The sequence below is a fragment of the Mycobacterium aquaticum genome (assembly GCF_002086485.1).
GTDB classification, from domain to species: Bacteria; Actinomycetota; Actinomycetes; order Mycobacteriales; family Mycobacteriaceae; genus Mycobacterium; species Mycobacterium aquaticum.
Window position 1 is genome coordinate 13,598 of record NZ_MVHF01000016.1, and the last position, 25,216, is coordinate 38,813.

Sequence of the window (25,216 nt, forward strand, 5' to 3'; positions counted from 1 at the left end):
GCGCTCCTAGCGTTCGGATTCCGGGTTGGCGGGTGCCGACTCGGCCGATGTGGTGTCGGTGCACGCGGGCGGCGGCGCGTCGGCATCCGGGTCGATGTCCTTCTCCGTGCGGAACATGAAGAAGAACACCACCCACCCGATCGCGGAGATGAAGATCCAGCTCACCAACCGGTAGATCAGCATCGCGGAGATCGCCGAGGCCAGCGTCATCCCGCTGGACACCAGGCCGGGCACCAGCACGGCCTCGACCACCAGCAGGCCGCCCGGCATCAGCGGGATCGAGCCGACCGCGCGGGCAGCCGCATAGGCCACCACCACCCCGGCAAGGGACGGGTGTCCACCGGCCGCGTAACAGGCGAACGCCAGGCAGGCCACGTCGGCGATCCAGTTGAACAGCGACCAACTGAACGCGATGCTGAGGTCACGTCGCCCCAGGCTGACCGATTCCAGCTGGCACAGGATCTCGCGCCACTTCCCGATCCCGGTGTCACCAGGCTTGCCGCGCAGTGAGTTCACCCAGGTCAGTACCTTGACGCCGATGCCCTCGATCAGCTCGGGGCGGGTCGCCACGGCCTGGCCCAGCAGGATGATCGCAAGAAAGCCGCCGAGTGAAAAGATAAGGGACAGTGGGTTTTTGCTCGCGCCGAGCATGAACGCACCACCGAGACCCAGCAACGCCAGGCCCACCACCTGCAGCACACCCGACATCACCAGCTGCCACGACGCGACCAACGGTGAGGCGCCCCAGATGCGCTGCTGGCGGTAGACGAACGTCGCAGAGAGCACCGGCCCGCCCGGCATCGTGGTCGACAGCGCGTTACCGGCGTAGAACGCCGCCTCCGACCGCCACTGCTGCACCGGAACCCCGGCTGAGCGCAGCAGCGTGCGCTGGATCTGGGCGAAGCTGTGCATCGACGCCATCGCGGCCACCACAGCCGCCAGCACCCACCACGCATTCGCCGTCAGCAGGCTCTTCCACGCCTTGGCGAGCTGATCCCACACAAACGTCAATTCGACGGCCAACACCGTGACCGCGACGGCAAGAATGAGCCATCGCAGCCACCAGTACTTGCCGCGCGTGGATCGCGCCCGGCCCCGGGCAGTGAGCGCCGGCGCGTCGTATGACACGCACTACAGGGTAACCGCGCAGGTCGCGCCGTCATGACCACTGGTGCGGGCGTGGCGCAGCTACGCTACGGGCATGCCATCGGATTCGGTTGCTGACGATGCCGTGACACCCCTCGTCCGCAAGGCCGCGGCCTGGTGCTGGCGATTGCTGATCATCCTCGCCGCCGTCGTCGCGGTGCTGTGGCTGATCAAACGACTCGAGGTGCTCGTAGTGCCGGTGGCCCTGGCCGCCATGGTGACCGCGTTGCTGCTGCCCGCCGTGGATTTCATGGACACCCGTGGCGTGCCCCGCGGGATCGCGGTGGCGCTGGTGTTGCTGACCGGTATCGCCGTGGTCGGCGGCATCCTCACCTTCGTCGTCAGCCAGTTCGTCGAAGGCGCGCCCGCGCTGGTCGAGCAGATGACCCGCAGCATCGACGGCCTGCGGCACTGGCTGATCAACGGGCCGCCCCATCTGAGCAAGGAACAGATCGACCAGGCCGGCAACACCGCGATCAACGCGCTGCGCAACAACCAGGAGAAGCTCACCACCGGCGCGCTGTCCACGGCGGGGACGCTGACCGAGCTGGTGACCGGCGCCCTGCTGATGCTGTTCACGCTGATCTTCCTGCTGCAGGGCGGACGCAACATCTTCGGATTCGTCACCAAGGTGATCCCCGGCGATGTGCGGGAGCGCGTGCGCGACGCCGGGCGGGCCGGCTTCCACTCACTGGTCGGCTATGTGCGCGCCACGTTCCTGGTGGCCCTGGTCGACGCCATCGGTATCGGAACGGGTCTGGCGATCATGGGTATCCCGCTGGCCCTGCCGCTGGCGTCCCTGGTGTTCATGGGCGCGTTCATCCCGCTGGTCGGTGCGGTGATCGCAGGCTTCCTCGCGGTCGTGGTGGCGCTGCTGGCCAAGGGCTTCATCTACGCGTTGATCACTCTGGGGCTCATCATCGCGGTGCAGCAGCTGGAGGGGCATGTGCTGCAGCCGCTGGTGATGGGACGGGCGGTGTCGATCCATCCGCTGGCCGTCGTGCTCGCCATCGCAGGCGGTGGCGTGCTGGCCGGGATCGTCGGCGCGCTGCTCGCTGTGCCCGCCGTCGCCGTGCTCAACAGCGCGATCCGGGTGCTGATCGCCCCCGACCCGGCCGCCGAGGAGGCCCGCCAGGAGGCCGAGGGGGAGGGCGTGATGATCGAAGCCACGCCCGACTCCCCGGAACAACGGCTGGCGCCGTCCGACAACGACTAGAGCCGGCCCTCGCGGCGCAGCAGATCCTGCGCGCTCATCCCGCCACCGCGCCGCTTCGGCTCGTCCTCGCGGGTGTTGAGCTTCTCGGTGGACGGTTCCTGATCATGCTGACGCAGGGACGGCATCGCCGTGGTGGCGTCCGAACCGCCGTTGTCGGTGGGCCGTTGCGCGCTGAACGCCGTTGTCGGTGCGGCATCGTCGCCGCCTGACTGCGGCATCGCGCGGGTGGGATCCGCAGACGGCCGCATCGGCGGGGGCGGGGGAGTCGGCTGAGCCGACGGCCCACCACGCAGCGCACCGAGCCAGGACTCGATCTCCCGCTCCTCGCGCTGGGCCGGCGCAGCGGGCTTCGCCGAGCCTTCCACGGGCGGGTGGGGCAACTGAGTGCGTTCGGTCGGTGCGTTGCTGTGACCCGTCGCGGTGTTGACCGCGTTGGACACCGCGTTGCGCACGGCATTGCGGGCCATCGCCAGCCGGGTCGTCGCCGGCTCGTCGGCTTGCTGCCGGGGCGGCTGCGGCGGCGGAGGCGGAGCCATCCGCGTTGTGCCTGCCGCGGACGGGGCGTTGGTGCGGGCCGGCGGCAGTTGTCGCGGATCGGCAGCGGGATGGGTCGGATCATGCGGACGGGGCCGAGCCGCGGGTGGCGGCGGGGCACCGGCACCGACGAGGGTGCGTTCGTCGTCGGCGGGCTCGCGCACGGCCGGACGCTTGCGCTCGTCGGGCAGCTCGGTCTCGCCGAGGCCGATCCGCTGCTGCAGCCGCTTCATCCACAGCGGCGCCCACCAGCAATCGTCGCCGAGCAGCTTCATGATGGCCGGCACCAGGAACATCCGGATCACGGTGGCGTCCAGCAGCAGGGCGATCAGCAGACCGAAGGCCAGGTACTTCATCATCACCAGGTCGGAGAAGGCGAACGCGCCTGCCACGACGGCGAGGACCAGGGCCGCACCGGTGATCAGCCGGCCCGTCGTCGCGGTACCGATCCGGATGGCCTCGGCGGTCGACATGCCGCGTTCTCGGGCCTCCACCATGCGAGACACCAGGAACACTTCGTAGTCCGTCGACAGACCCCAGATCACCGCGATAATCAAGCCGATCATCGGTGCCATCAGTGGCTGTGGTGTGTAGTTCAGCAGACCTGACCCGTGCCCCTCGATGAACATCCACGTCAGGATGCCCATGGTCGAGCCCAGGGTGAGCGCGCTCATCAACGCGGCCTTGATCGGCAGGACCACCGATCCGAAGGCCAGGAACATCAGCACGGTCGTGGTGCTCACCAGGATGACCACCATCAGCGGCAGCCTGGAGAACAGGCTGTGGATCGAGTCCTGTTCGAGCGCCGGTGTGCCACCCACGTACACCGTGATGCCGCGCGGCGGCTGTAGGGCACGCAGATCACCGACCTTGGTGGCGGCATCACCGCGGTTCACCAGGCCGTTCTGGATCACGCGGACCGACGGGTCCTTGGACCCGCTGTCGTTGGCCGGGCGCTCCTTCCACATCGCATCCGGGTTGTTGTCCGGGTCGGTGAAGCCGGAGACGGTCAGCGCCTTGGCGCGCATGTCGGCGATCTGGTTGTCGGTGATCGGCTGGCCGTCGTCACGCTTCATCACGATGGTGAGCGGCTCGGTACGGAAGCCCGGGAACAGCTTGTCGAACTCTTCCTGCGACTGGCGCACCGGATTGTCCGGCGGCAGATACTTCTCACTGATGCCGGCGAGCGCGAGATGCCCGATGGGCAGCACGAGCAGCGTCATCAGGATCAGGATGGGCGCGGCGAACGCGATCGGCCGCTTCATCACCACATTGACCAGCCGGCCCCAGAAGCCTCGTTCGACTTCTTCGCGGGTCTTGGTCTTCTGGGTCTTCTCGGCGAACCAGTCGATGATCCGGCGGGAGAACGGCCAGTTGGCCAGGAACGGCACGCGCAGCAGCGTGCGGACGCCGAGCGCGTCGACGTTGGCGCCGAGGATGCCCAGCGTCGCGGGCAGCACCGTGATCGAGAGGAACGCCGCGAGCATGACCGAGGCGATGATCGCGTAGGTGATCGACTTGAGGAAGCCGAGCGGGATCAGCAACAGCGGCAGCGACGACGCCACGATGATGACCGCGGAGAAGGCCACCGTGCGGCCCGAGGTCATGACCGATCTTCGTACCGCGGCCTCGGTGTCGTAGCCCTCGGCGAGTTCTTCTCGGAACCGGCTCACGATGAACAGGCCGTAGTCGATCGCGATACCGAAGCCCATCATCGTCACGACCGGCTGGGCGAAGAAGTGCACGGGCCCGAACTCGGCGGTGAACCGCAGGATTCCCAGCGCGCCGCCGATGGTCAGACCACCGATGATCGCCGGCAGGGCCGCCGCGACGGCGCCGCCGAACACGAAGAACAGCACGACGGCCACGAGCGGGACGATGGCCAGCTCGGCGCGTTTCTGGTCTGTGCCGATGGTTCCCGTCAGCTCACTGGCCAGCGGGTTGAGGCCGGCCAGCTTGATGTCGCCGCCGTTGACCTTCTGCAGGTCGGGCGCGATGGCCTGGTAGTTCTTGAGGATCGCGTCGTCGTCGTCGCCCTTGAGCGGGACGCTGATGAAGGTGTGGCGCAGGTCCTGCGTCTTCATCTGGCTGACGGTCGGGTCGGTGGTGTCGGGCGCTTTCAGCCAGCCCACCCAGCCGACGATCTGGTCCGGGTGGTCCTTGGTCACCTTGTCGAGCTCGCCGATGACCTTCTTCTGCCAGTCCTTGTCGGTGACCTTCTTGTCATTCGGCGGAGTGAGGATCGCCACGACGTGGCTGGTCCGGTCTCGGCCGTACACCTCGTCGCCCAGCAGCGACGCCGCCACGGACTGGCTGCCCTCGTCGTAGAAGCCGCTTTGCGTGACGTGCTTTCCCAGGTCGGCCCCGTAGATGCCGCCACCGAGGCAAAGCGCCACCATGACACCGATGACGATGTACCTGAACCGGTACACCGTTCGACCCCACCAGGCGAACACTTATGCTCCTAACTAGATCCGTGGAGACCCGCGCATCGAATTTCTCGGCGAAATTTCTTCAGGCCTTGTGCAGTTGTTACACGCGCGAGTTCAGCAGCGATGACAGCGGCCGGAACGGCTGCAGCCATGCCCCCTGCTCGGGCAGCGAGTCCAGGCCGATCCGTGGCAGCGGTTCCCGGAAAACACCAGGAATGTCCTCTAGATCGACAAACTCCAAGGTATCCGACGCTAGCGCCCAGCTTGCATGTTCGCGAAATCCGAGCACCTGCACCGGGGTGCCTTCGCGAGCAATGTCTTCCAGTGGCTGCCGGAACGCCTGCCCGTCGGCGGACGCGACCAGCACCGCGGCCAAGCCCTCACGGCGGCGCAGCGCGATGTGGTCGAGCATGTCGCTGTCGACGTCACTGTCGTCATCAATCTTCGGTTTTGCGAAGACGGCGAACCCCACGTTACGCAAAGCCTCCACCCATGGGCGAACGACATCGGCGCTACCTGGGGCGATGTTGGTGAAGACGGTTGCTTCGGGCTCCAGCGATATGCCGGGTTCGGCGGCGGAGAGCTCAGCGGTGTAACCCAGCAGCCAGCGGCCCAGGGCATCGAAGCGGGGCCGGTGCGCGGCGGTCGGCCTGCCGCCCAGGATGGAGCCGAGCCCCATGTCGAGATTGGGTGCATCCCACACCAGCAAAACCCGGCGGGTGGTCGCGGTGCCGTCGGCCTGTGACGCGTCTTGCACACTGTGCTCTTGCACACCGTCGTCCAGCTCGGGGAACACACTCATGGGCGCTTCTCCCAGATCAACTCGGTGATGTCCGGACCGGCGAGGGCCTTCTGTTCGTATTTGGTGACGGGCCGCTGCACGGAGATGGGCAGCTCGTCACTGTCGGAGACTTGACGCAGCAGCGGCTCGGCGTCACCGACCTCAGCCATGAATTCGGCGTACCCGCTGTGGTCGGTGGCGGCGTGCAGCACACCGCCGGGACGCAGCCGGTCGGCGATCAGCGCAACCGTCGCGGGCTGCAGCAGTCGGCGCTTGTGATGCCGGGACTTGGGCCACGGATCGGGGAAGAAAACGCGAACGCCGGTCAGCGATGCCGGGGCGATCATGTGCTCGAGCACGTCGACGCCGTCGCCACGGACCAGGCGGATGTTGTTGATGCCTGCGCGGTCGATGCCGCTGAGCAGCTGGGCCAGTCCCTTGCGGTAGACCTCGACGGCGATCACGTCGATGTCCGGTTCGGCCTGCGCCATCGCCAGGGTCGAGGTACCGGTGCCCGAGCCGATCTCCAGCACCAGCGGAGCACTGCGGCCGAACCAGGCCGCGGTGTCCAGGTCGACCACCGGTTTGCCGTCGTCGCTGCGGGCCTGCATGCCCAGGTCGGGCCAGCGGCGGTCCCAGGTGGCCTGTTGTCCGCTCGACAGCGTCGAGCGCCGGGTGCGGAAGCTGGTCACCCGGGGCAGGCGGTGCGGCTGGTCGGCGGCCCCGGTGTCGTCCGGTTCCGGAGCCGGCCCACCCGCGACATCCAGCCTGGGCACGTGCATTTGTCCATGGTGTCTCATTGGCGCCGAAGTCCCCGCATCGTGGTAGAGATTGATACCCAACAGTTGCCTTGGACTGTCAGGGTCAAACGGCCGTTCGTGAGCCTGCCCGGGACGTGCCACGATTTCCAGTGGGGGACCGGAGCGGGTCCGGATGTCGCAGGGAAGGCCGCCACATTTTCGCAGATGAGCTCGCGTGTTTCGCTGACCGTGCCGGTGGTTCACGGTTGGCGCAGATGAGCGCGCGGGTGTCGGCCCCGGTGGGCATTGCCGTGCGGGGACGCCCCGGCGTCGGCGCCGCGACGGTCGCCGACGCGTTGCGTGCCGCGGGCATGGTGGTGTCCGATGCGGGCGAGGTCGTGGTCCTGGTGATCGCCGAGGTGTGCAAGCCCGAGGATCTGGCGCTGCTGGCGGAGCTGCGCCGCGCCGGGGTGCCAGGGTTGATCGTGTTCAACAAGGCCGACCTGGCCGGTTCGGGTCCCGGGGGCCCGATGGCCACCGCGCAGCGCCGGGCGGTCGAGCTGCGTGCGCTGACCGGGGTGCCCGTGGTGCCGATGGTGGCGTTGTTGGCGGCGGTGACGCTGCCCGCCGAGTTGATCTCCGCGCTGCGGACGCTGGCCGTGCAACCTGCGGATCTGACCTCGGCCGACGCGTTCGTGGCCGGCGAGCACCCGGTGCCGCATGCGCTGCGGGCTCGGTTGCTGGCCACCCTCGACCGGTTCGGTGTCGCGCATGCCAGCCTGGCGCTGAGCCGGGGCGCCGAAGCGGACGAGCTGCCTGCTTTGTTGCGCCGGCTCAGCGGCGTCGAGGACGTCCTGGCTGCGTTGCGCGATGTCGCGGCGCCGGTGCGGTACCGGCGGGTGCGGGCCGCACTGGCCGAATTGCGGGCGCTGGGCCGCGACGACGTCGCTCGCTTCCTTGCGGCCGACGACACCGTGATCGCAGTGATGGCCGCTGCCGTCGACGTGGTGCAGGCGCACGGTCTGGTGGTCGATCCCGGTACGCGTCCCGAGGCCCATGTGCGGCGGGCCAGGCACTGGCGGAATTACGGTCGAGGACCGGTGGACGCGCTGCACCGCAGCTGCAGTGCGGACATCGTCCGCGGCTCGCTGCGGTTGTTGGGCGGCCGATGACCGACGTCGATCCCGAGCAGGATCCGGTCGCTGCCGCCGATGCCGTCGTCGCGGCCATCGATCCGGGACTGAGCTCGCCGGGCGTCGAGCCCCGTGACGTCGTGCTGGTCACCGGGCCCTGGCTGGCCGGTGCCACCAGTGTGTTGGCGGCGTTGCGGGAGCGCATGCCGCAGCAGCCGTTCGTCGAATCCACCGAACTGGTGGCCGGTGAGGCGCCGTCGGCCGTCGTCTTCGTGGTGTCCGCGGCCTCACCTCTGACCGAATCCGATTGCGCCCTGGTCGATTTGGCGTCCACGTACACCGATCTGGTGATCGGGGTGGTGTCCAAGATCGACGCGCACCGCGGCTGGCGGGAGATCCGCGATGCCGATGCGGCGATCCTGGCGCAGCGGGCAGGCCGGTATGCCCGCATGCCGTGGGTCGGGGTGGCGGCCGCGCCGGACCTGGGCGAGCCGCAGCTCGACGAGCTGGTCGAGCTGCTGGAGGTTCGGCTGGCCGAACCCGAGGTGCGGCACCGCAACCGGCTGCGAGCCTGGGAGGCCAGGCTGGTCGCGGTGATCGGCAGGTATGAGGCCGACGGCGCAGGAGCGGACCGCAAGGCCAGGGTGGAGGCGCTGCGGGAGCGTCGCGACGACATCGCGCGCAGTCGCAGACTCGCCAGAACCGAACGCAGCATCGCGCTGCGCAGTCAGCTCCAGCAGGCCCGGGTGCAGCTGGGTTACTTCGCCCGCAATCGCTGCAGTTCGGTGCGCACAGAACTGCAGGAAGACATCGCCGGGCTCAGTCGCCGGCGCATGGCCGCGTTCGAGGAGTATGTGCACCGCCGCGCCGACGATGTGGTCGACGAGGTCGACGACGGTGTCACCGAACACCTCGGCGACGTGGCCGCCGAGTTCGGGCTGACGGCCCCGCCGCCCGCAGCGGAGCCTCCGCAACCGGTCATCGAGGCGCCGTCGCTGCGGTCCCGGACCACCGAGACCCGGCTCATGGCGGTGCTTGGTGTCGGCTTCGGTCTGGGTGTGGCGTTCGCGGTGAGCCGCATGCTGGCCGGGGCGGCGCCGCAGCTGGCCGTGGCCGGCCTGGTGGTCGGGGCCGTGGTGGGGCTGCTGCTGACGATCTGGGTGGTCGGCGTCCGCGGGCTGCTGCGGGACCGCGCCGTGCTCGACCGTTGGGTTGCCGACGCCACCACATCGCTGCGATCGACGCTGGAGGAGTTCGTCGCAACCCGGGTGCTGGCCGCGGAGACGGCATTGACCACCGAATTGGCCACGGTCGAGGAAACCGAGGCTCAGTCCACCGCCCGACAAATCGCCGAAATCGATGCCGAATTACGCGAGCACGCCATCGCGACGTCGCGGGCGGCCGCTGCGCGCGATCGCCGGATACCTCCTTTACAGCGTGCGCTCGACGCCGTCCGGGCAGATCTTTATGGCAGCTCAGGGCCTACTGCGGAGTAACCCGTCAACTGAATCGTTCTTGTGAGTAATCGGACATTGCAGTCGTGGACAATGGGTATGTCACCCGCGTTAACCTCATAGCCAAGGACCCCCCGACCGCGTCATTTACGTGGTACGCGCTCCGAAAAAACTCACGCAGGAGACTTTTATATGCCCGCAGCGACCATTCCGGGTTTGGACACCGCACCGACCAAGCACGAGGGCCTACTGGCCTGGGTGCGTGAGGTGGCCGAACTGACGCAGCCCGACCGCGTGGCGTTCGCAGACGGGTCCGAGGAGGAGTTCAACCGCCTCGCCGCCCACCTGGTCGACGCCGGCACCTTCCAGAAGCTCAACGAAGAGAAGCTGCCCAATTCCTACCTCGCCCTCTCCGATCCTTCGGACGTGGCCCGGGTCGAATCCCGGACCTTCATCTGCTCCGAGCGTGAGATCGACGCGGGGCCGACCAACAACTGGATGGACCCCGCCGAGATGCGGGGCATCCTCACCGAGCTGTACCGCGGCTCGATGCGCGGCCGCACCATGTGGGTGGTGCCGTTCTGCATGGGTCCGCTGGATGCCGAGGATCCCAAGCTCGGTGTGGAGATCACCGACTCGGAATACGTCGTCGTCTCCATGCGCACCATGACCCGGATGGGGCAGGCGGCGCTGGACAAGCTCGGCGACGACCGCTTCTTCGTCAAGGCCCTGCACTCGCTCGGCGCTCCGCTGGAGCCCGGTCAGGCCGACGTGCCGTGGCCGTGCAACGACACCAAATACATCACCCACTTCCCCGAGACCCGGGAGATCTGGAGCTACGGTTCGGGCTACGGCGGCAACGCGCTGCTGGGCAAGAAGTGCTATTCGCTGCGCATCGCCTCGGCCATGGCCCACGACGAGGGCTGGCTCGCCGAGCACATGCTGATCCTCAAGTTGATCTCCCCGGAGAACAAGGCGTATTTCATCGCCGCGGCGTTCCCGTCGGCGTGTGGCAAGACCAACCTCGCGATGCTGCAGCCCACCATCCCGGGCTGGCGCGCCGAGACCGTCGGTGACGACATCGCGTGGATGCGCTTCGGCAAGGACGGCCGGCTCTATGCCGTCAACCCCGAGTTCGGCTTCTTCGGCGTCGCACCTGGCACCAACTGGTCCTCGAACCCGAACGCGATGAAGACCATCGCCGCGGGCAACACCGTCTTCACCAACGTCGCCAAGACCGACGACAACGAGGTCTGGTGGGAAGGCCTGGAAGGCGACCCCGACCACCTCATCGACTGGAAGGGCCACGACTGGTACCGCGAGTCGGAGGAAAAGGCCGCTCACCCCAACTCGCGTTACTGCACCCCGATCTCGCAGTGCCCGACGCTGGCGCCCGAGTGGGACGACCCGCAGGGCGTGCCGATCTCGGCCATTCTGTTCGGCGGGCGCCGCAAGACCACGGTGCCCCTGATCACGCAGGCCCGCGACTGGCAGCACGGCGTGTTCATCGGCGCCACCCTGGGCTCCGAGCAGACGGCCGCCGCCGAGGGCAAGGTCGGCACGGTGCGCCGCGACCCGATGGCGATGCTGCCGTTCCTGGGCTACAACGTCGGCGACTACTTCCAGCACTGGATCAACATCGGCAAGAACGCCGACGAGTCGAAGATGCCCGCGGTGTTCTTCGTCAACTGGTTCCGCCGGGGCGAGGACGGCCGCTTCCTGTGGCCGGGCTTCGGTGAGAACAGCCGCGTGCTCAAGTGGGCCATCGAGCGCATCGAGCATCAGGCCGACGGCAAGAGCACCCCGATCGGCATCGTGCCGACGGCTGCCGACCTGGACCTGAACGGCCTGGACGTGGACCCCGCCGATGTCGACGAGGCGCTCGCCGTCAACCCCGACGAGTGGCGGGCCGAGCTGCCGCAGATCGAGGAGTGGTTCGAGTTCGTCGGTGAGAAGCTGCCGACCGGGCTCAAGGACGAGTTCGACGCGCTCAAGCACCGCCTCGCCGAAGACGCCTAGGCCCTAGCGCTCAGCACCGCGAGCGTGCGTGTCTGTCGCTAGCCGCGCGCAACATCTCAGCAATTCGCGCACCCTCGTGATTCACGAGGGTGCGCGTTTGCGTTGGCGGGCAGGGCGTCACGCCGCGCGCGCCGGCCACCACATCCGATTGCCGAGCAGGCTCATCGCGGCGGGCACCAGATATGTCCGCACGACGGTGATGTCGAGCAGCAGTCCGATGCCGACGGTCGAACCGATCTGCACCAGATTGAGCACTGTCCCACTGGTGAGCGCGAACATCGTGATGGCGAAAACCACTCCCGCGGTGGTGATCACGCTCCCCGTGCTGCCGAAGCCCCGGATGATGCCGCTGATCACCCCGCTCTGGGATTCCTCTCGGATGCGTGCGGCGAACAGCATGCTGTAGTCGGCTCCGACGGCGACCAGCGCCATGAACGACACCGGGAACACCGACCAGTCCAGGTTGATGCCGACGATGTGCTGCCAGATCAGGGTGGACATTCCGGCCGCGGCGCCGAACGACAATACGACCGCAGCGATCATCAGCACGGGCGCAACCAGGCTGCGCAGCATGGCGATCAGGACCAGCAGAACCGCCGCGACCGCCACGACTGCGAAAAGTGCGAAATCACGCCAGGTTTGGTCGAGGTGACGCTGCGACAGCGATGCCAGGCCGGTCGATTCGATGGTCGCATGCTCCAGCACCGTGCCGGTGGCGGCGTTGTGGGCCGCGGCGATGACGCCGGGCACCGCGCCCATGGCCTCGGCGCCGTACGGGTTCACCGCCCACACCACCATCATCCGGGCGCTGCGGCCGTCCGGCGAGATGAGCAGTCGCTCGCCCGCGGTGAACCTGCGATCACTGCGGCCTTCCTCCGGCAGATAGAAGCCGCGGCCCGCACCTGTTGCGGTGTCGGCGGACAGGCGGTGCAGGAAGTCCGACGCGCGGTCGAGCCCGGCGCCGAGTTGGGTGGTCAGCTCCACCATGGTGTCGGTGCCGGTTTTCACTTCGCCCAGCCCGGTGGTGAGACGGCCCAATCCCGTTGACAGTTCAGTGATTCCGCTGATCAGCCGGTTGAGGTCCTGACGCGTCTGATCGGGTGTGCGGGTGCCCAGTTGGTCGAGCATCGCGCGCAGACCTTTGATGCCGGAGCGCAGGTCGGGCAGGGCATCCAGAGCGGTGGCCACCTGACGCTCGGGTACCAGTGGTGCCGCGAGCGTCAGTCCGTTGATCGCAAGCAGCGCGCGCCCGCCCGTGGCCGCGTTGAGGTCGCTGAATGCCTGCCTGGCGCGCATGCAGTCGGCGGCGCATTCCGGCCCGGGATCAACTGCGGTGAGCGGGTCGAACACCGCGTGCAGTGCAGCGGTCGGGGCGGCGAGTTTGGCTCGGGTGGCGTCGATTTCGCCGACCGCCCGGTCCAGGGCGTCGGTGGCGTCGGACATCGTGTGTACGACGGTTGCCACGTCGAGCGATCCGTCCGAGAGCGTGTTGGCCACCCGGTTCGCGGATTCCAGTGTGCCCAGCAGGTTTCGGGTGAGAGCGACGAGATCGCGGGCGCCCTTGGCGAGTTCGGGCAGTCGTTCGGCGGCCCCCGTGGAGCCGTCGTGCAGTTGCGTCACTCCGGCCGCCAGCCGCTTGAGTTGCGGGATGGCCTGCTCGACGCGGTTGTGGGCGTCGGCCAGCCCGTCGCCGACCTGTGCGGTCTGCGATCCGATGGCGGTCTCGGGCAACGGTTTTCCGTCCGGACGGGTGATGGAGCGGACATACGCGACTTGTGGCAGGTTGCCGATCGACATGGCGATGAGGTCGAGAGCGGCCAGATCGTTGGTGTTGCGCATATCGTGATCGGCCCGGATGGTGACGAATTCTGGTGCCGCCTCGTTGACGCCCCAATACCGGTAAACCGCGTCATACCCGCGCTTGCTGTCGGTGGCCCGCAGCTGCATCGCGTTCTCGTCAATGTTGGGCTGGAACGTGAGCAGCACCGCGCTGGTGGCGAGCAGGAACACCAGTGACGCGGCGACCAGCGCTGGTGCCCGCCGCACGATGGCCGCTCCGCGGCGTCGCCAGCGCCGTTCGTCGAGCGGGCGGGGTTCGGCGTACCCGCGCTGTCCCCACAGCGCCATGATGGCCGGGGTGAGGGTCAGGCCGACGGCCATGGTGATCGCGATCGACAGCGCGATCGGTGGGCCTGCGGTTCGGAACATGCCGATCTTGGTGAACACCATGGCCATTCCGGCGCCGGCGATCGTCAGCGCCGACGCGATCACGATGCCCGCGGTGTGGGCGCCGGAGCGGGCTACCGCGTCGTCGACCCCGAGCCCTCGGCGTCGGCCCTCGTGGTAGTTCGCCAGCAGGAAGATGCCGTAGTCGGTCCCGGCGCCGAGCACCATGGCGGTGACGAGTGCGATGGTGAAGTTCGAGACCGACAACAGGTCGGCCCCGCCGAGCCAGGAGACGACGGGACGGGCGACGCCGAGCGAAATGCCCACGGTGAGAAGCGGAATCAATGCCGTGAGCAGCGAGCGGTATACCGCCAACAGCAGCAGCGTGATCAGCACGACCGATACGACGGTGATGATGGCCAGCGATGTGTCGATGGCGGAGAACAGGTCGGACAGGGTCGGTGCGGCGCCGGTGAAATGTACGTCGACGCCTGGTGGGTGCGGCAGTGCGGCGACCGCGGCACGGACATTCTCCGTCGACCGGTGTGCACGGGTGGATCCCACGTCGCCGGTCGTCGCGACGATGAGATGGATGGCCTTGCCGTCGGGGCTCAGCCCGAGGTTTTCCAACCCGGGCGTGCCGTAGGTGTCCAGCACGTAGGCCACGTCGTCTTTGTCGGCCACCAGACGGGAGACCAGATCGCGGTAGTAGGCGGCGTCGGCCGGCCCGAGGGTGCGGTCGCTGGACACCACGATGCTGCCGATCGCCGTGGTATCGGGCACGCCGAAGTCACGGGACATCTGACGCAGGGTTTCGGTGGTCGGGCTTTCGGGGGTGAACGGTGCGGAGTGTTCGGCGACGGTGTGTTCGAGTTGGGGGATCGCCAGGTTCAGCGTGCCCGCCAGCGCCAGCCACGCTCCCAGCACCCACCACGCATGCTTCGCGCAGGCTCGGGCGAGTTTGCCGAAGATTTCAAGATCATGCATTCCCGGATCGTAGACCAATCGGTCTATGGCCGAACGACTAGGATGCACCAATCGGTCTATTCGGTGAAGTGGAGTGTGTGTGCGTATGGCTGGCCCGCGGGAGCGACTGATCGCGAGCGCCATCGAGTTGATGCGGGAACGTGGCGTCCACGCGACCGGCCTCAGCGACCTTCTTGCGCACAGCCGAACCGCGCGCGGCTCCATCTACCAGCACTTTCCCGAAGGGAAGATTCAGCTGATGGTGCAGGCGACGCTGGCTGCAGGGCGCGTGATCACATCGAAGATCGAGGAGTTGACGCAGGCGTTGCCTGCCGACGACGTGGTCATGGCGTTCGTGGCCGGCTGGAAAGAGAGCCTCACGAGCAGCGGATTTGCCGCCGGCTGCCCGATCATGGCGGCTGCGCAGGCCGGTCCGGAGGCGCTCGCGGTGCGCGACGCCTCGGCGCAGGTATTTGCCGACTGGGCGCGGGTCATCGCCGCCTCGATCGCGTCCAAGGGTGTCGATTCGGCAACCGCGGCATCGCTGGGCAGCTTCATCGTCAGCACGTTGGAGGGCGCCATCATCCAGTGCAGGAGCGCCCGTTCCCTGCAGCCTCTCGATGACGCCCACGCCGGTCTGATGCTGCTGTTGCGCCACGTCGGCGCAGATTGAGCCCCGCCGGATATCCTGTATCAGGGTTGCCATACGCGATAGTTTGGGTGTCCGAAAACTAGTTTCCACAATGCTGACCAGCAAATTTCCATGCCTAGGACGCGAATATTCATAGATTCGCTACGTTGCTGGCCGCGGTCGCAAAGGGTAGCCTTCCCGGCAGCGAAGGGGAGTAGTTCCTGACCGTCGGCCTGGCCGACGCGATGCGGATGGTCGACATACTGGCAGCGGAAGCCGCCCGGTCATCCACTGGAAGCGATATCCGGCGAGCGAGACCTTCGGCCGACATACCCGTGTCGGTCCGAGGTTTTGTCGCGCCGTCGATGAGACCACGGGCCGCCAGAAGCCAAAGGACTTCACGTGACCCGCACGCACGGACGAACCCTCGCCCGGTCGCTGATCACCACAGCCCTGTTCATCGCGCCTGCCCTTGTCGTCAGGATCGGCGGGCTGCATCCCAACCCCGTTGTCGCCCTCGTGATCTACGGCGCGGCCGTGGTCGCGGCGAGCTTCCTGCTGGCCTGGGCGGCCGAGGCCGCGCAGATCGACGTCTCAGGGGGTCTGGCCATCGCGGTGCTGGCCCTCATCGCGGTGCTGCCCGAGTACGCCGTCGACCTCTATTACGCCTACACCGCGGGCCACAACCCGGACTACGTGCAATTCGCCGCCGCCAACATGACCGGTTCCAACCGGCTGTTGATGGGTGTCGGCTGGCCCGTCGTCGTCCTGGTGGGCCTGTGGGTGGCCCGCAAGATGTCGGGGCAGAAGGTCGGATCGATGGCGCTTGAGCCGGGTAACCGCGTCGAGCTGGGATTCCTGCTGATCGCAGGTGTCGTCGCCTTCGTGATCCCGGCGACCGGGCAGATCCACCTCGTGCTGGGTGTCGCGCTGCTGGCCTGGTTCGGTTTCTACCTCTACAAGATGAGCCGCGGCGACGTCGAGGAGCCGGATCTCATCGGCACCGCGGCCGCGATCGGTGTAATGCCGACGCGGGCCCGCCGCTCGACGGTCGTGGCGTTGTTCGTCATCGCAGGCGCCGTCATCCTCATGTGCGCGGAACCGTTCGCCGAGAGCCTGATCGGCGCGGGCACCCAGCTGGGAATCGACCAGTTCCTGCTGGTCCAGTGGCTCGCGCCGCTGGCCTCCGAGGCCCCCGAGTTCATCATCGCGATCATCTTCGCCAGCCGCGGGAACGGCACCGCCGCCATCGCGACACTGATCTCGTCGAAGGTCAACCAGTGGACGCTGCTGATGGGATCGCTGCCGATCGCTTACGTCGCCGGCGGTGGCGGTCCTGCGCTGGTGCTCGACGGTAGGCAGATCGAAGAGGTTCTGCTGACCGCCACCCAGACCATGATGGGCATCGCGCTGATCCTGGCGCTGCGCTTCCACCGCTACACCGCGCTGGCGTTGCTCGCCCTGTTCGTCGTGCAGTTCCCGATCACCTCGACCGACGGGCGGCTGGTGCTGTGCGGCGTGTACGCGGTACTCGCGCTGATCGGGTTCGTGATCAATCGTCGCCATATGGCGGTGACGCTGCGGGCGCCGTTCCGCCCGGCCGAGGTCGCCGACGACATCGCCGACGAGCCCGCCCTGGCCCGATAGCCCGCCCGGCACCACTTGACACCTGTCAAGTGGTGCCGGTTACAGTGCCTCATGCAGATCCGCGAACACGTCGGGACCAACAAACCGGCGATCATCCTCCACCCGTCGGGCACGGTCGTCACGTTCGACGAACTGGAGGCGCGCGCCAATCGGCTCGCGCACTATTTCCGTCAGCGCGGACTGGTCGAGGGTGACGTGGTCGCGATCCTCATGGAGAACAACGAGCACATGCATGCCGTCATGTGGGCGGCCCGCCGCAGCGGCCTGTACTACGTGCCGATCAACACCCATCTCACCGCAGCGGAGGCGGCCTACATCGTCGACAACAGCGGCGCCAAGGCCATCGTCGGCTCGACCGCGCTGCTCGACCTGTGCGCGGGCCTGGCCGAACATCTGCCGCACGGGCTGCCCGCCATCCTGCTGCTCGCGGGGGCCGGCCAGTTGGACGACTGGCAACCCTACCCGGAATGTGTTGCCGATCAGCCGGATACACCGATCGACGACGAGATCGAGGGTGATCTGCTGCAGTACTCGTCGGGCACCACAGGCCGGCCGAAAGGCATCAAACGCGAACTGCCGCATGTCCCGCCGACGGAGCACCCGGGACTGATGGCGGCGCTGGTCGGATTCTGGATGACGCCGGATTCGGTGTACCTGAGCCCCGCGCCGCTCTATCACACCGCGCCGTCGGTATGGTCGATGCAAGCGCAGGCCGCTGGCATCACCACCGTGGTGCTGGAGAAGTTCGACGCCGAGGGCACCCTCGACGCGATTCAGCGGTACAAGGTGACGCATGGCCAGTTCGTGCCCGTGATGTTCACGCGCCTGCTGAAACTGCCGCAGAGCGTGCGTGATTCGTACGACGTGTCGAGCCTGCAGCGGGTGATGCACGCCGCGGCGCCGTGTCCTGTGGAGATCAAGAAGCAGATGATCGACTGGTGGGGCCCGATCGTCGACGAGTACTACGCCTCATCGGAAGCCATCGGCGCGACCCTGATCACCGCAGAGGAATGGCTGGCGCACCCGGGTTCGGTCGGCCGGGCGATGACGGGAATCCTGCACATCCTCGACGAGAACGGCAATGAGCAGCCCGTGGGCCGGCCCGGCGAGATCTTCTTCGAAGGCGGTGCGGACTTCGAATACCTCAACGACTCCGAGAAGACCGCGTCGTCGCGCGACGCGCACGGCTGGAAAACCGTGGGGGACATCGGATATCTCGACGAGGACGGCTACCTCTACCTGACCGATCGCCGGCATCACATGATCATCTCCGGCGGGGTGAACATCTACCCACAGGAAGCCGAGAACATGTTGGTGGTCCACCCCAAGGTGATGGACGCGGCAGTGTTCGGCATACCCGACGACGAGATGGGGCAGGCGGTCAAGGGCGTGGTGCAGACCGTCGATCCTGCCGACGCCACACCCGAGTTCGCCGACGAGCTGCTGTCCTGGTTGCGCGACCGGCTCTCGCACTACAAATGCCCGCGGTCCATCTCGTTCGAGGCCCAACTGCCCCGTACCGACACGGGCAAGCTGTACAAGCAAGGGCTGGTCGAGAAATATTCATGATGTGATCGAGCTGCCGGGCGGGATTCGCGTCGCCGTCGAAAACCCCACTGATGCCGCGACGTTCACCGTCACCGAAGCCAGGACTGCCGACCGTCGCGCGGTCACGGTGGATTCGGTCGAGCAGACGCTGGCCACGCTGGCGCAGCGATGCCAACGCTGGCCGCTGGCCGCGGCCGTGTGCGACGACGTTCTGCGCAGCCTCGATGGCGCAGCACCGGCTTTCGGCGGGGTGATCACCGAGTCCCTGGCCTATTCCACGCTGCAGGCCGGGCCAGAATTCGCCCGTTGGCTCACCGAACGCGGCCCGGCGACGGTGCCGCTGCTGCCCGATCCGCTTCAGGCCGAACGGGTCGGCGACACGCTGCACGTCCGCTTCAACCGCCCGCAGCGCCACAACGCCTTCTCGACCGATGCCCGGGCTGCACTGCTGGAGGCGCTGGAGGTGGCCCGGCTCGACCCGTCGATCGATGAGGTGGTGCTCAGCGGCAATGGCCGATCCTTCTGCAGTGGAGGCGATCTCGCCGAGTTCGGGTCTTTCGACGATCCGGCCGGCGCGCATCTGGCGCGCACGCGGCACAGCCCCGCGCTGGTGCTCGACGAGTTGACGGCACGGCTGGGCCGCCGCTGCCGGGCTGACGTGCACGGTCAGGTCCTGGGCAGCGGCCTGGAGATGGCGGCGTTCTGCGGCTGGGTCAGCGCCCACCCGCAGGCCACCCTGGGCCTACCGGAGCTGGCGTTGGGACTCATTCCCGGCGCGGGCGGCACCGTGAGTATCACGCGGCGCATCGGCCGTTGGCGCACTGCGTATCTGGTGCTCACCGGCCGCACCATCGATGCCGCGACGGCGCTGGACTGGGGGCTGGTCGACGAGATCGTCAGTCGGTGAAGTCGATGCGCACCGAGACCGGTGTGGTCTCCAGTGCCTTGACCATCCGTGCACCGATCACGCCGAATTTGCGGCCCCGCGCGACGACATCGTCGTCGGGACGGAATTGTGCGACACCCGTGCGCCACCGGTTTCCCTGTCGCAGGCGCACATTCGGGTTCGACGTGATGTTGCTGCCCCAACCGGAACGTGTTCCGTGCTGGCAGATCACCCATGCGCCCGTCGCGTCGAACTGGGCGGAGACGGGAACCCTGCGCAGCTGACCGGTTTTGCGGCCGATCGTCTCCAACTCCGACGCCAATGCCGTGCGCAACCCCAGTCGAGACAGTGCCCGCACGGCCGGGTTCAGCAGATGGCGTCCCAGTGCCCGCTCGCGGCGGAACTTGTCGAGCGTCTTGTCGGTCATGAGTTCCTCCGTGCCCGGAATGCGTTGACTCCGTTGTTCTTGAGCAGCGCCGCGGCCGTGGCCAGCGGGCCGATCGTCGGGTCGGGCTCTGCGCCCGCGGCGAGCCGGTGCAACTGCGTTCCGTGCCATTGCAGTTCCAGCGCGCTGAGAAAGGTCTTGGCGCGGGCCGTGTTGGCAAGCCTCGCGGGCAGAGCCGGTGCGATGTCCGGAACATGAAGGTGCGCCTGATGTGCCACCAGCATGCTGTCGGCGGCCTCCGGGTTGACGGTGGTCGGCCTGCCCAACCCGACCACATCACAGGCTCCCGAGCTGACGGCCTCACTCATGGCCGCCCGCGTGCGGAAGCCACCGGTCACCGCGAGCGGCACGTTCCCCGAGAATTCGCGCGCGGCTCGGGCGTACTCGAGGAAGTACGCCTCGCGCGCCTTGGTGGACGCCGACTGCACGACGGGCCTACCCTCCATCGCGGGGGATTCGTATGTCCCGCCGCTTATTTCGATGAGGTCGAGGTTCTCGGCGGCCAGGGCGGCGATGACGGCGCGGGACTCCTCCTCGGTGAAGCCGCCGCGCTGGAAGTCGGCGGAGTTCAGCTTGATGGCCACCGAAAAGCCGGGGCTGACAGCAGCGCGCGTCCGGCGCACCACTTCGAGGGCGAAGCGCATGCGACGCTGCGGGTCGCCGCCCCACCGGTCGGTTCGCTGATTGGTGCGTGGCGACAGGAACTGCGCGACGAGGTATCCGTGCGCGCCGTGAATCTGGACGCCGTCGAAACCGGCGGCGTCGGCGATCGCGGCGGTGTGCGCGTACCGGTCGATGATGGTTTCGATCTCGTCGTCGTTGAGGGCGCGCGGCGCCTGCCACCCGGGCACGCTCATGCGGACAGCCGACGGTGCCACCGGCTGCGACCGGGTGGCCAGCGGATTGGCTTGTCGCCCAGGGTGGTTCACCTGCATCCAGACCAGGCCGCCGCCGTCCTTGGTGGCCTTGGCCCAGCGGGACAGCTCGTCGAGGTGGCGGTCGTCCTCGACGACTACGTTGCCCGGCTCGCCGAGGTGATCGCGGTCGACCATCACGTTGCCGGTGACCACGAGCCCGAACCCGCCGGTGCCCCAGCGCCGGAAGAGCTCGACCAGCCGCTGGTCCGGACCGTGGTCTGCGGTCCCCAGGCCCTCGCTGAGCGCCGACTTCATCAGTCGGTTGCGCAGTACCTGGCCGCTGGCCAGCGTGAGCGGGTCGTGGATGTCGGGCATGTCGGTCTCCTCGCAACAGCGCGCTGGGATGCTGCCGGTGACGCTAGTACACCGATTGGTCTACCGCAAAGTGTGCAGGTAGACTGACCGGTTTAGCAGGGAGGTAACAGGCACGATGTCGGCACGAGACACCTTGATCGCGAGCGTGACGGGCTTACTGAGGCGCCGCGGCGTCGCGGGGACCGGACTCAACGCGCTGCTCGAGGACAGTGGCGTCTCCCGGCGGTCCATCTACCTGAACTTCCCGGGCGGCAAGGAGGAGCTCGTCGCCGAGGCCACCCGTGTTGCCGGGCAGGCGCTGACTGCCGCGATCCGCGCGGCCGACGAAGGGCGCGAACCCGCCGAGGCCGTGCAGGAATTCATCGACCAGTGGAAGTTGCAGCTGGCCGAGACGCATATGCAGGGTGGCTGCCCCATCGTCGCTGCTGTGCTCGGCCGCTGCGATGCACCACAAGCCGCCGATGCGGCAGCCGAGGCGTTCGGAGACTGGCATGCGATCCTGGCCGAGCGGTTGATCCGTGCCGGTGCCGCCGCCGACGTGGCGCGTTCCCTGGCGACGATGACGATCGCTTCGGTCGAGGGTGCGGTCATCATGGCGATCGCGGCTCAAAACACCGATGCCCTCGATGATGTCGGTCGTCATCTCGTCGAACTCACCCGGCTGCACCTGCCGAGCGCCTGAGCCGTAGCCGGTCTGCGCCACAATGGCCGGGTGGGTTCATGCGCGGTCTCGGCATCGGTGCTGGCGCGCGCGCAGCGAGTAGCCGATGACTTCACCGCGCTCACCGGCGTCAGCGTCGATGCCACCGAACTGCTGACCGGGCGGGCCGCCCTGCTCGACCTCGCGCCAGCCGGCCGGATTTCGGCGGGCCGAGCCACGCGTTTGTTTCCCACCGCCGAGGGCTGGTGCGCGCTGACGCTGGCACGACCCGATGATGTCGCCATGGTGCCCGCGCTGCTGGAAGCCGATACCGTCGCCGACGATCCGTGGCCGGCCATCGAGGCGTGGGCCGCCGGATTGCCCGGCGCGACTGTGGCCGGTCGGGCACGGTTACTCGGTTTACCGGTCGCGGTCCTCGGCGAGACCGCGGCGGCACCGCCTCGGGTGAGCGTGCTCGGTCCGTCGCAGTCGACTCCGCTGTCCGGGCTGCTCGTCGCCGATCTGTCCGCGATGTGGGCCGGGCCCCTGTGCGGCCGATTGCTGGCGCGCGCCGGAGCCACGGTGGTCAAGGTGGAGAGCGTGGCCCGGCCCGATGGCACCCGCGTCGGGGAGCCGTCCTTCTTCGACTGGATGAACAGTGGAAAGCTCTCTTACGCAGTGGATTTCGACAATCCCGAGGACTTGGCCGCATTGCTGGACGTCGCCGACGTGGTCATCGAGGCGTCCCGGCCTGCCGCGCTCGACCGGCGCGGCCTGGGGCCGCACACCGTGACAGCCCGCCCGGGGCGGGTGTGGCTACGCATCACGGGCCACGGCACACATGGGGAACGCGCCGGCTGGGTGGCCTTCGGTGACGACGCCGCAGTGTCGGGTGGGCTGGTCGGATACCGGGGCGGCACACCGGTATTCACAGCAGACGCGATAGCCGATCCGCTCACCGGCCTGCACGCCGCCGGTGCGGTCGTGGCAGCTCTCGGCCGTGGCGGCGGAGAGCTCATCGAATTCGCGATGGCCGCGGTGGCCGCGGAGTACGCAGGCCTGCCCGCCGACGACAACGTCGTCCCCGCGGTGCGGCCCGCATCGACCCCTGCAGGTCACGCACTGGGTGCCGACAACGCCGCAGTCCGCCATCTGGTGGCCCAAAGAGCTGCCGCACCATGCTGATTCGACGAGCGAGCCTGCTCGACGGCCGTGTCGTCGACATCCGGCTGGGCGGGCAGATCGAGCAGGTGTCCGAGAGCCTGCGGCCGCAACCGGGCGAGGAGGTATTCGACGCCGGATCAGGCACGGTGATCCCCGGTCTGCACGACCATCACCTGCATGTGTATTCCGCAGCGGCCGAGCTCAACTCGGTGCGGGTCGGGCCGCAGGATGTGCGCGGCGTCGACGGCCTGGCCCAGACGCTGACCCGAGCGGTACCCGGCGCCGACGGATGGATCAGAGCAGTCGGCTACCACGAGTCGGTCGCCGGCCCACTGGACCGCGACGTGCTCGATGTGCTCGCACCGGCCAATCCCGTACGGGTGCAACACCGCAGCGGCGTGATGTGGACACTGAACTCGGCCGGCCTGGCCGCTGTCGGGCTCGCCAACCATCCCGACGGACGGCTACGCAGTGCCGACCCGACGTGGTCGGAGCCCTTGGAGCGCACCGAGCCTGCACTCGACGAACTCAGCGCTCAACTGGCCGCCTACGGCGTCACCGGAGTCACCGATGCCACCCCCGATTTGGACACCGCGGTCCGGATCCGCCAGCGGGTGCATGTGCTGGCGCCAGGCAAGCGGATCCTGCACGACGATGCCCTCGACCTCGAGGCGCTGATCTCCTGGATCTCCGACCGCCACACCGACGGGGTGCCGGCCGCCATTCATTGTGTGACCGCGGCGCAACTCGTCGTCGCCGTCGCCGCCCTACGGGTCGCGGGCCGATATCCCGGCGACCGCGTCGAACACGCGGCGATGGTGCCCGCCGACTGCATCGCGGATCTCGCGGGCCTCGGGGTCACCGTGATCACGCAGCCGAACTTCGTGGCCGAACGCGGCGACCAGTACCGTACCGATGTGCCTGAGACTGAACAAGACCAACTGTGGCGCTTGGCTTCTCTGCTGCATGCCGGGGTGCCGGTGGCGCTGTCGACCGACGCGCCGTTCGGCGGCAGCGATCCGTGGGCGGCGATGCGCGCGGCGGTGCACCGGCGATCGTCCACGGGGTCGGTACTCAACGCGGCCGAGTGTGTCGATGCGCGAACGGCTCTGACGCTGTTCCTGGGCAGCGCCACCCAACCGGCCCGGCCACGCACCATCGCGCCCGGTCAACCGGCGGACGTCTGTGTGCTGTCCGCCCCGCCGCACGAGGTGCTCGATCAGCTCGATGCCGACCTGGTGGTCGCGACCGTGATCGATGGGGCGACGGTATTCACCCGATGACACAGACGACGGTGTGGAGGGCGCCCGGCATGCCCGCGTTGTTGGGTGCCGCTGTGCTGGGCTTCGTCGGTTTCGCCTTGCTGCTGCCGGTTGCCCCGATGTGGGCCGTGCACAACGGCGCCGACGATTTCGGCGCAGGATCGGTCAACGCGGTCCTGATGGCATGCACCGTGCTGGCGCAGCTGTCGGTCGGGCTGGTGTTGCGTCGGCTGCGGTGGCCGGTCACCTTGGCGATCGGTCTGGCCTTGCTCGGCGCCCCCGCGATCGCGCATCTCTCGGCCCACAATTTGCCGACGGTGCTGCTGCTCGCGGCGTTGCGCGGGTTGGGTTTCGGCATCCTCACCGTGTACGGGGTCGACGGTATCGCAGGCCTGTTCGGGCAGGAGCAACGCGGACGGGCAGCAGGTGCGTACGGACTTGCCATCGCCGCACCGCAATTCGTGCTCACCCCGGTGGCGACGTGGCTGGTTCATCACGTCGGATACGCCCCGGTCTTCGTCCTGGCCACCGCGCCACTGCTGGGCGTACCACTGGCCCTGATGTTCATCCATCCGGTGCCGCGGCCGCCGACCCAGCGCGGCGAATTCCGTAGGGTGAGCCGCCGGCTGGTCGGCCCGATCGGAGCGCTTGTGGCGATCACCGCGGCAGGCGGTGCGGTCATCACATTTGCCCCCCAATTCGGGGATACCACAACAGCCTTCGCGACCCTGCTGGCCCTCACCGGCCCGGCGACGTTGGGGCGATGGCTGATCGGCGGCCCGGCCGACCGGTTCGGGGCACACCGATTCATCGCCCCGATGCTGGGTCTGGGTGTGGCAGGGTTGGCGGCGATCGCCGCCGGAATCCTCTACAGCCCCGTGCTGATCGTCGCGGGAGCTCTGCTCCTCGGGTTGGCCTATGGCGCGTTGCAGAACCTCACCCTGGTACAGGCCTTGGCGGCCAGCGGCGGGCAATCCCGCGGCGCGGTCAGCGCGGCCTGGAACATCGGCTTCGACGGCGGAACCGGCCTGGGCGCTCTGGTGGCCGGCGCGCTCGCCACGTCAGGCTCGTTCCCGGTGGCGTTCGCGGTGCTGGCTGCCGCGTGCGCGGTGATGGCGCTGGTCTGGAGCGCGACATGGGAACGTGCCTGCTGATCCCAAAGGGCGTGCGGCAG

19 protein-coding genes are annotated in these 25,216 nt (G+C 68.1%); 12 read left to right on the forward strand and 7 right to left on the reverse strand.

From position 1 onward, the window contains the following. Positions 1 to 6: 6 nt before the first annotated feature. A complete protein-coding gene (locus BST13_RS16905) occupies positions 7 to 1,128 on the reverse strand; it encodes a lysylphosphatidylglycerol synthase transmembrane domain-containing protein (protein WP_083165180.1) in 1,122 nt (373 codons plus the stop codon). A 73-nt stretch (positions 1,129 to 1,201) separates the two neighbouring features. Here BST13_RS16905 and BST13_RS16910 point away from each other — a divergent pair, with 73 nt between their 5' ends. Further along, the gene (locus BST13_RS16910; RefSeq protein WP_083165181.1) at positions 1,202 to 2,362 is read left to right on the forward strand and encodes an AI-2E family transporter; all 1,161 of its coding nucleotides are present in this window, start codon (positions 1,202 to 1,204) and stop codon (positions 2,360 to 2,362) included. Here the strand turns inward: BST13_RS16910 and mmpL3 are convergent. From mmpL3 to trmB, 3 genes are all read right to left on the reverse strand, one after another. Further along, positions 2,359 to 5,352, reverse strand: a complete 2,994-nt coding sequence (gene mmpL3 / locus BST13_RS16915; RefSeq protein WP_083165182.1) for a trehalose monomycolate exporter MmpL3 — start codon at positions 5,350 to 5,352, stop codon at positions 2,359 to 2,361. The genes BST13_RS16910 and mmpL3 overlap by 4 nt on opposite strands. A 76-nt stretch (positions 5,353 to 5,428) precedes the next feature. Continuing rightward, positions 5,429 to 6,130, reverse strand: coding sequence for an NYN domain-containing protein (locus BST13_RS16920; RefSeq protein WP_095533585.1), 702 nt, complete (start codon positions 6,128 to 6,130; stop codon positions 5,429 to 5,431). Then, on the reverse strand, positions 6,127 to 6,909 hold the full coding sequence (gene trmB, locus BST13_RS16925; RefSeq protein ID WP_083165183.1) for a tRNA (guanosine(46)-N7)-methyltransferase TrmB: 783 nt from the start codon (positions 6,907 to 6,909) through the stop codon (positions 6,127 to 6,129). The genes BST13_RS16920 and trmB overlap by 4 nt, the downstream gene beginning before the upstream one ends. A 215-nt stretch (positions 6,910 to 7,124) precedes the next feature. Here trmB and BST13_RS16930 point away from each other — a divergent pair, with 215 nt between their 5' ends. From BST13_RS16930 to BST13_RS16940, 3 genes are all read left to right on the forward strand, one after another. Beyond that, entirely contained in the window at positions 7,125 to 8,021 is an 897-nt protein-coding gene (locus BST13_RS16930; protein WP_083165184.1) for a P-loop NTPase family protein, read from the forward strand. Then, positions 8,018 to 9,478 (forward strand): hypothetical protein, encoded by a 1,461-nt coding sequence (locus tag BST13_RS16935; RefSeq protein ID WP_083165185.1) that lies wholly within the window; start codon positions 8,018 to 8,020, stop codon positions 9,476 to 9,478. Before BST13_RS16930 ends, BST13_RS16935 begins: the two co-directional genes overlap by 4 nt. A 150-nt stretch (positions 9,479 to 9,628) precedes the next feature. Beyond that, positions 9,629 to 11,455, forward strand: a complete 1,827-nt coding sequence (locus BST13_RS16940) for a phosphoenolpyruvate carboxykinase (GTP) (protein ID WP_083165186.1) — start codon at positions 9,629 to 9,631, stop codon at positions 11,453 to 11,455. A 117-nt stretch (positions 11,456 to 11,572) separates the two neighbouring features. Here the strand turns inward: BST13_RS16940 and BST13_RS16945 are convergent, their stop codons facing one another. Then, entirely contained in the window at positions 11,573 to 14,608 is a 3,036-nt protein-coding gene (locus BST13_RS16945) for an MMPL family transporter (protein WP_083165187.1), read from the reverse strand. Positions 14,609 to 14,693: 85 nt separating this feature from the next. On the opposite strand from BST13_RS16945, the gene BST13_RS16950 reads away from it, so the two are divergent. The 4 genes from BST13_RS16950 (at position 14,694) to BST13_RS16965 (ending at position 19,320) form a co-directional block, all read left to right on the forward strand. Further along, on the forward strand, positions 14,694 to 15,260 hold the full coding sequence (locus BST13_RS16950) for a TetR/AcrR family transcriptional regulator (RefSeq protein WP_083165188.1): 567 nt from the start codon (positions 14,694 to 14,696) through the stop codon (positions 15,258 to 15,260). 360 nt (positions 15,261 to 15,620) lie between these two features. After that, complete coding sequence (locus tag BST13_RS16955; protein WP_083165189.1) at positions 15,621 to 16,865, forward strand: sodium:proton exchanger; 1,245 nt, start codon at positions 15,621 to 15,623, stop codon at positions 16,863 to 16,865. Positions 16,866 to 16,916: 51 nt separating this feature from the next. Next, entirely contained in the window at positions 16,917 to 18,434 is a 1,518-nt protein-coding gene (fadD4, locus tag BST13_RS16960) for a fatty-acid--CoA ligase FadD4 (RefSeq protein WP_083165190.1), read from the forward strand. Between the two features lie 4 nt (positions 18,435 to 18,438). Then, positions 18,439 to 19,320, forward strand: coding sequence for an enoyl-CoA hydratase/isomerase family protein (locus tag BST13_RS16965; protein ID WP_083165274.1), 882 nt, complete (start codon positions 18,439 to 18,441; stop codon positions 19,318 to 19,320). On the opposite strand, the gene BST13_RS16970 is transcribed toward BST13_RS16965, so the two are convergent. Further along, complete coding sequence (locus tag BST13_RS16970; RefSeq protein WP_083165191.1) at positions 19,310 to 19,726, reverse strand: nitroreductase/quinone reductase family protein; 417 nt, start codon at positions 19,724 to 19,726, stop codon at positions 19,310 to 19,312. The two genes, BST13_RS16965 and BST13_RS16970, sit on opposite strands and share 11 nt — an antisense overlap. Beyond that, positions 19,723 to 20,976: an NADH:flavin oxidoreductase/NADH oxidase family protein gene (locus BST13_RS16975; protein WP_083165192.1), complete on the reverse strand. Its 1,254-nt coding sequence runs from the start codon at positions 20,974 to 20,976 to the stop codon at positions 19,723 to 19,725. The genes BST13_RS16970 and BST13_RS16975 overlap by 4 nt, the downstream gene beginning before the upstream one ends. A 115-nt stretch (positions 20,977 to 21,091) precedes the next feature. Between BST13_RS16975 and BST13_RS16980 the strand changes: the two genes are divergently transcribed. The 4 genes from BST13_RS16980 to BST13_RS16995 are packed head-to-tail and all read left to right on the forward strand — an operon-like array spanning position 21,092 to position 25,196. Beyond that, complete coding sequence (locus BST13_RS16980) at positions 21,092 to 21,658, forward strand: TetR/AcrR family transcriptional regulator (protein ID WP_083165193.1); 567 nt, start codon at positions 21,092 to 21,094, stop codon at positions 21,656 to 21,658. Between the two features lie 30 nt (positions 21,659 to 21,688). Further along, on the forward strand, positions 21,689 to 22,801 hold the full coding sequence (locus BST13_RS16985) for a CoA transferase (protein WP_083165194.1): 1,113 nt from the start codon (positions 21,689 to 21,691) through the stop codon (positions 22,799 to 22,801). Next, the gene (locus BST13_RS16990; RefSeq protein ID WP_083165195.1) at positions 22,795 to 24,063 is read left to right on the forward strand and encodes an amidohydrolase family protein; all 1,269 of its coding nucleotides are present in this window, start codon (positions 22,795 to 22,797) and stop codon (positions 24,061 to 24,063) included. The genes BST13_RS16985 and BST13_RS16990 overlap by 7 nt, the downstream gene beginning before the upstream one ends. Then, complete coding sequence (locus BST13_RS16995) at positions 24,060 to 25,196, forward strand: MFS transporter (protein ID WP_342744300.1); 1,137 nt, start codon at positions 24,060 to 24,062, stop codon at positions 25,194 to 25,196. Before BST13_RS16990 ends, BST13_RS16995 begins: the two co-directional genes overlap by 4 nt. Positions 25,197 to 25,216: the final 20 nt, after the last annotated feature.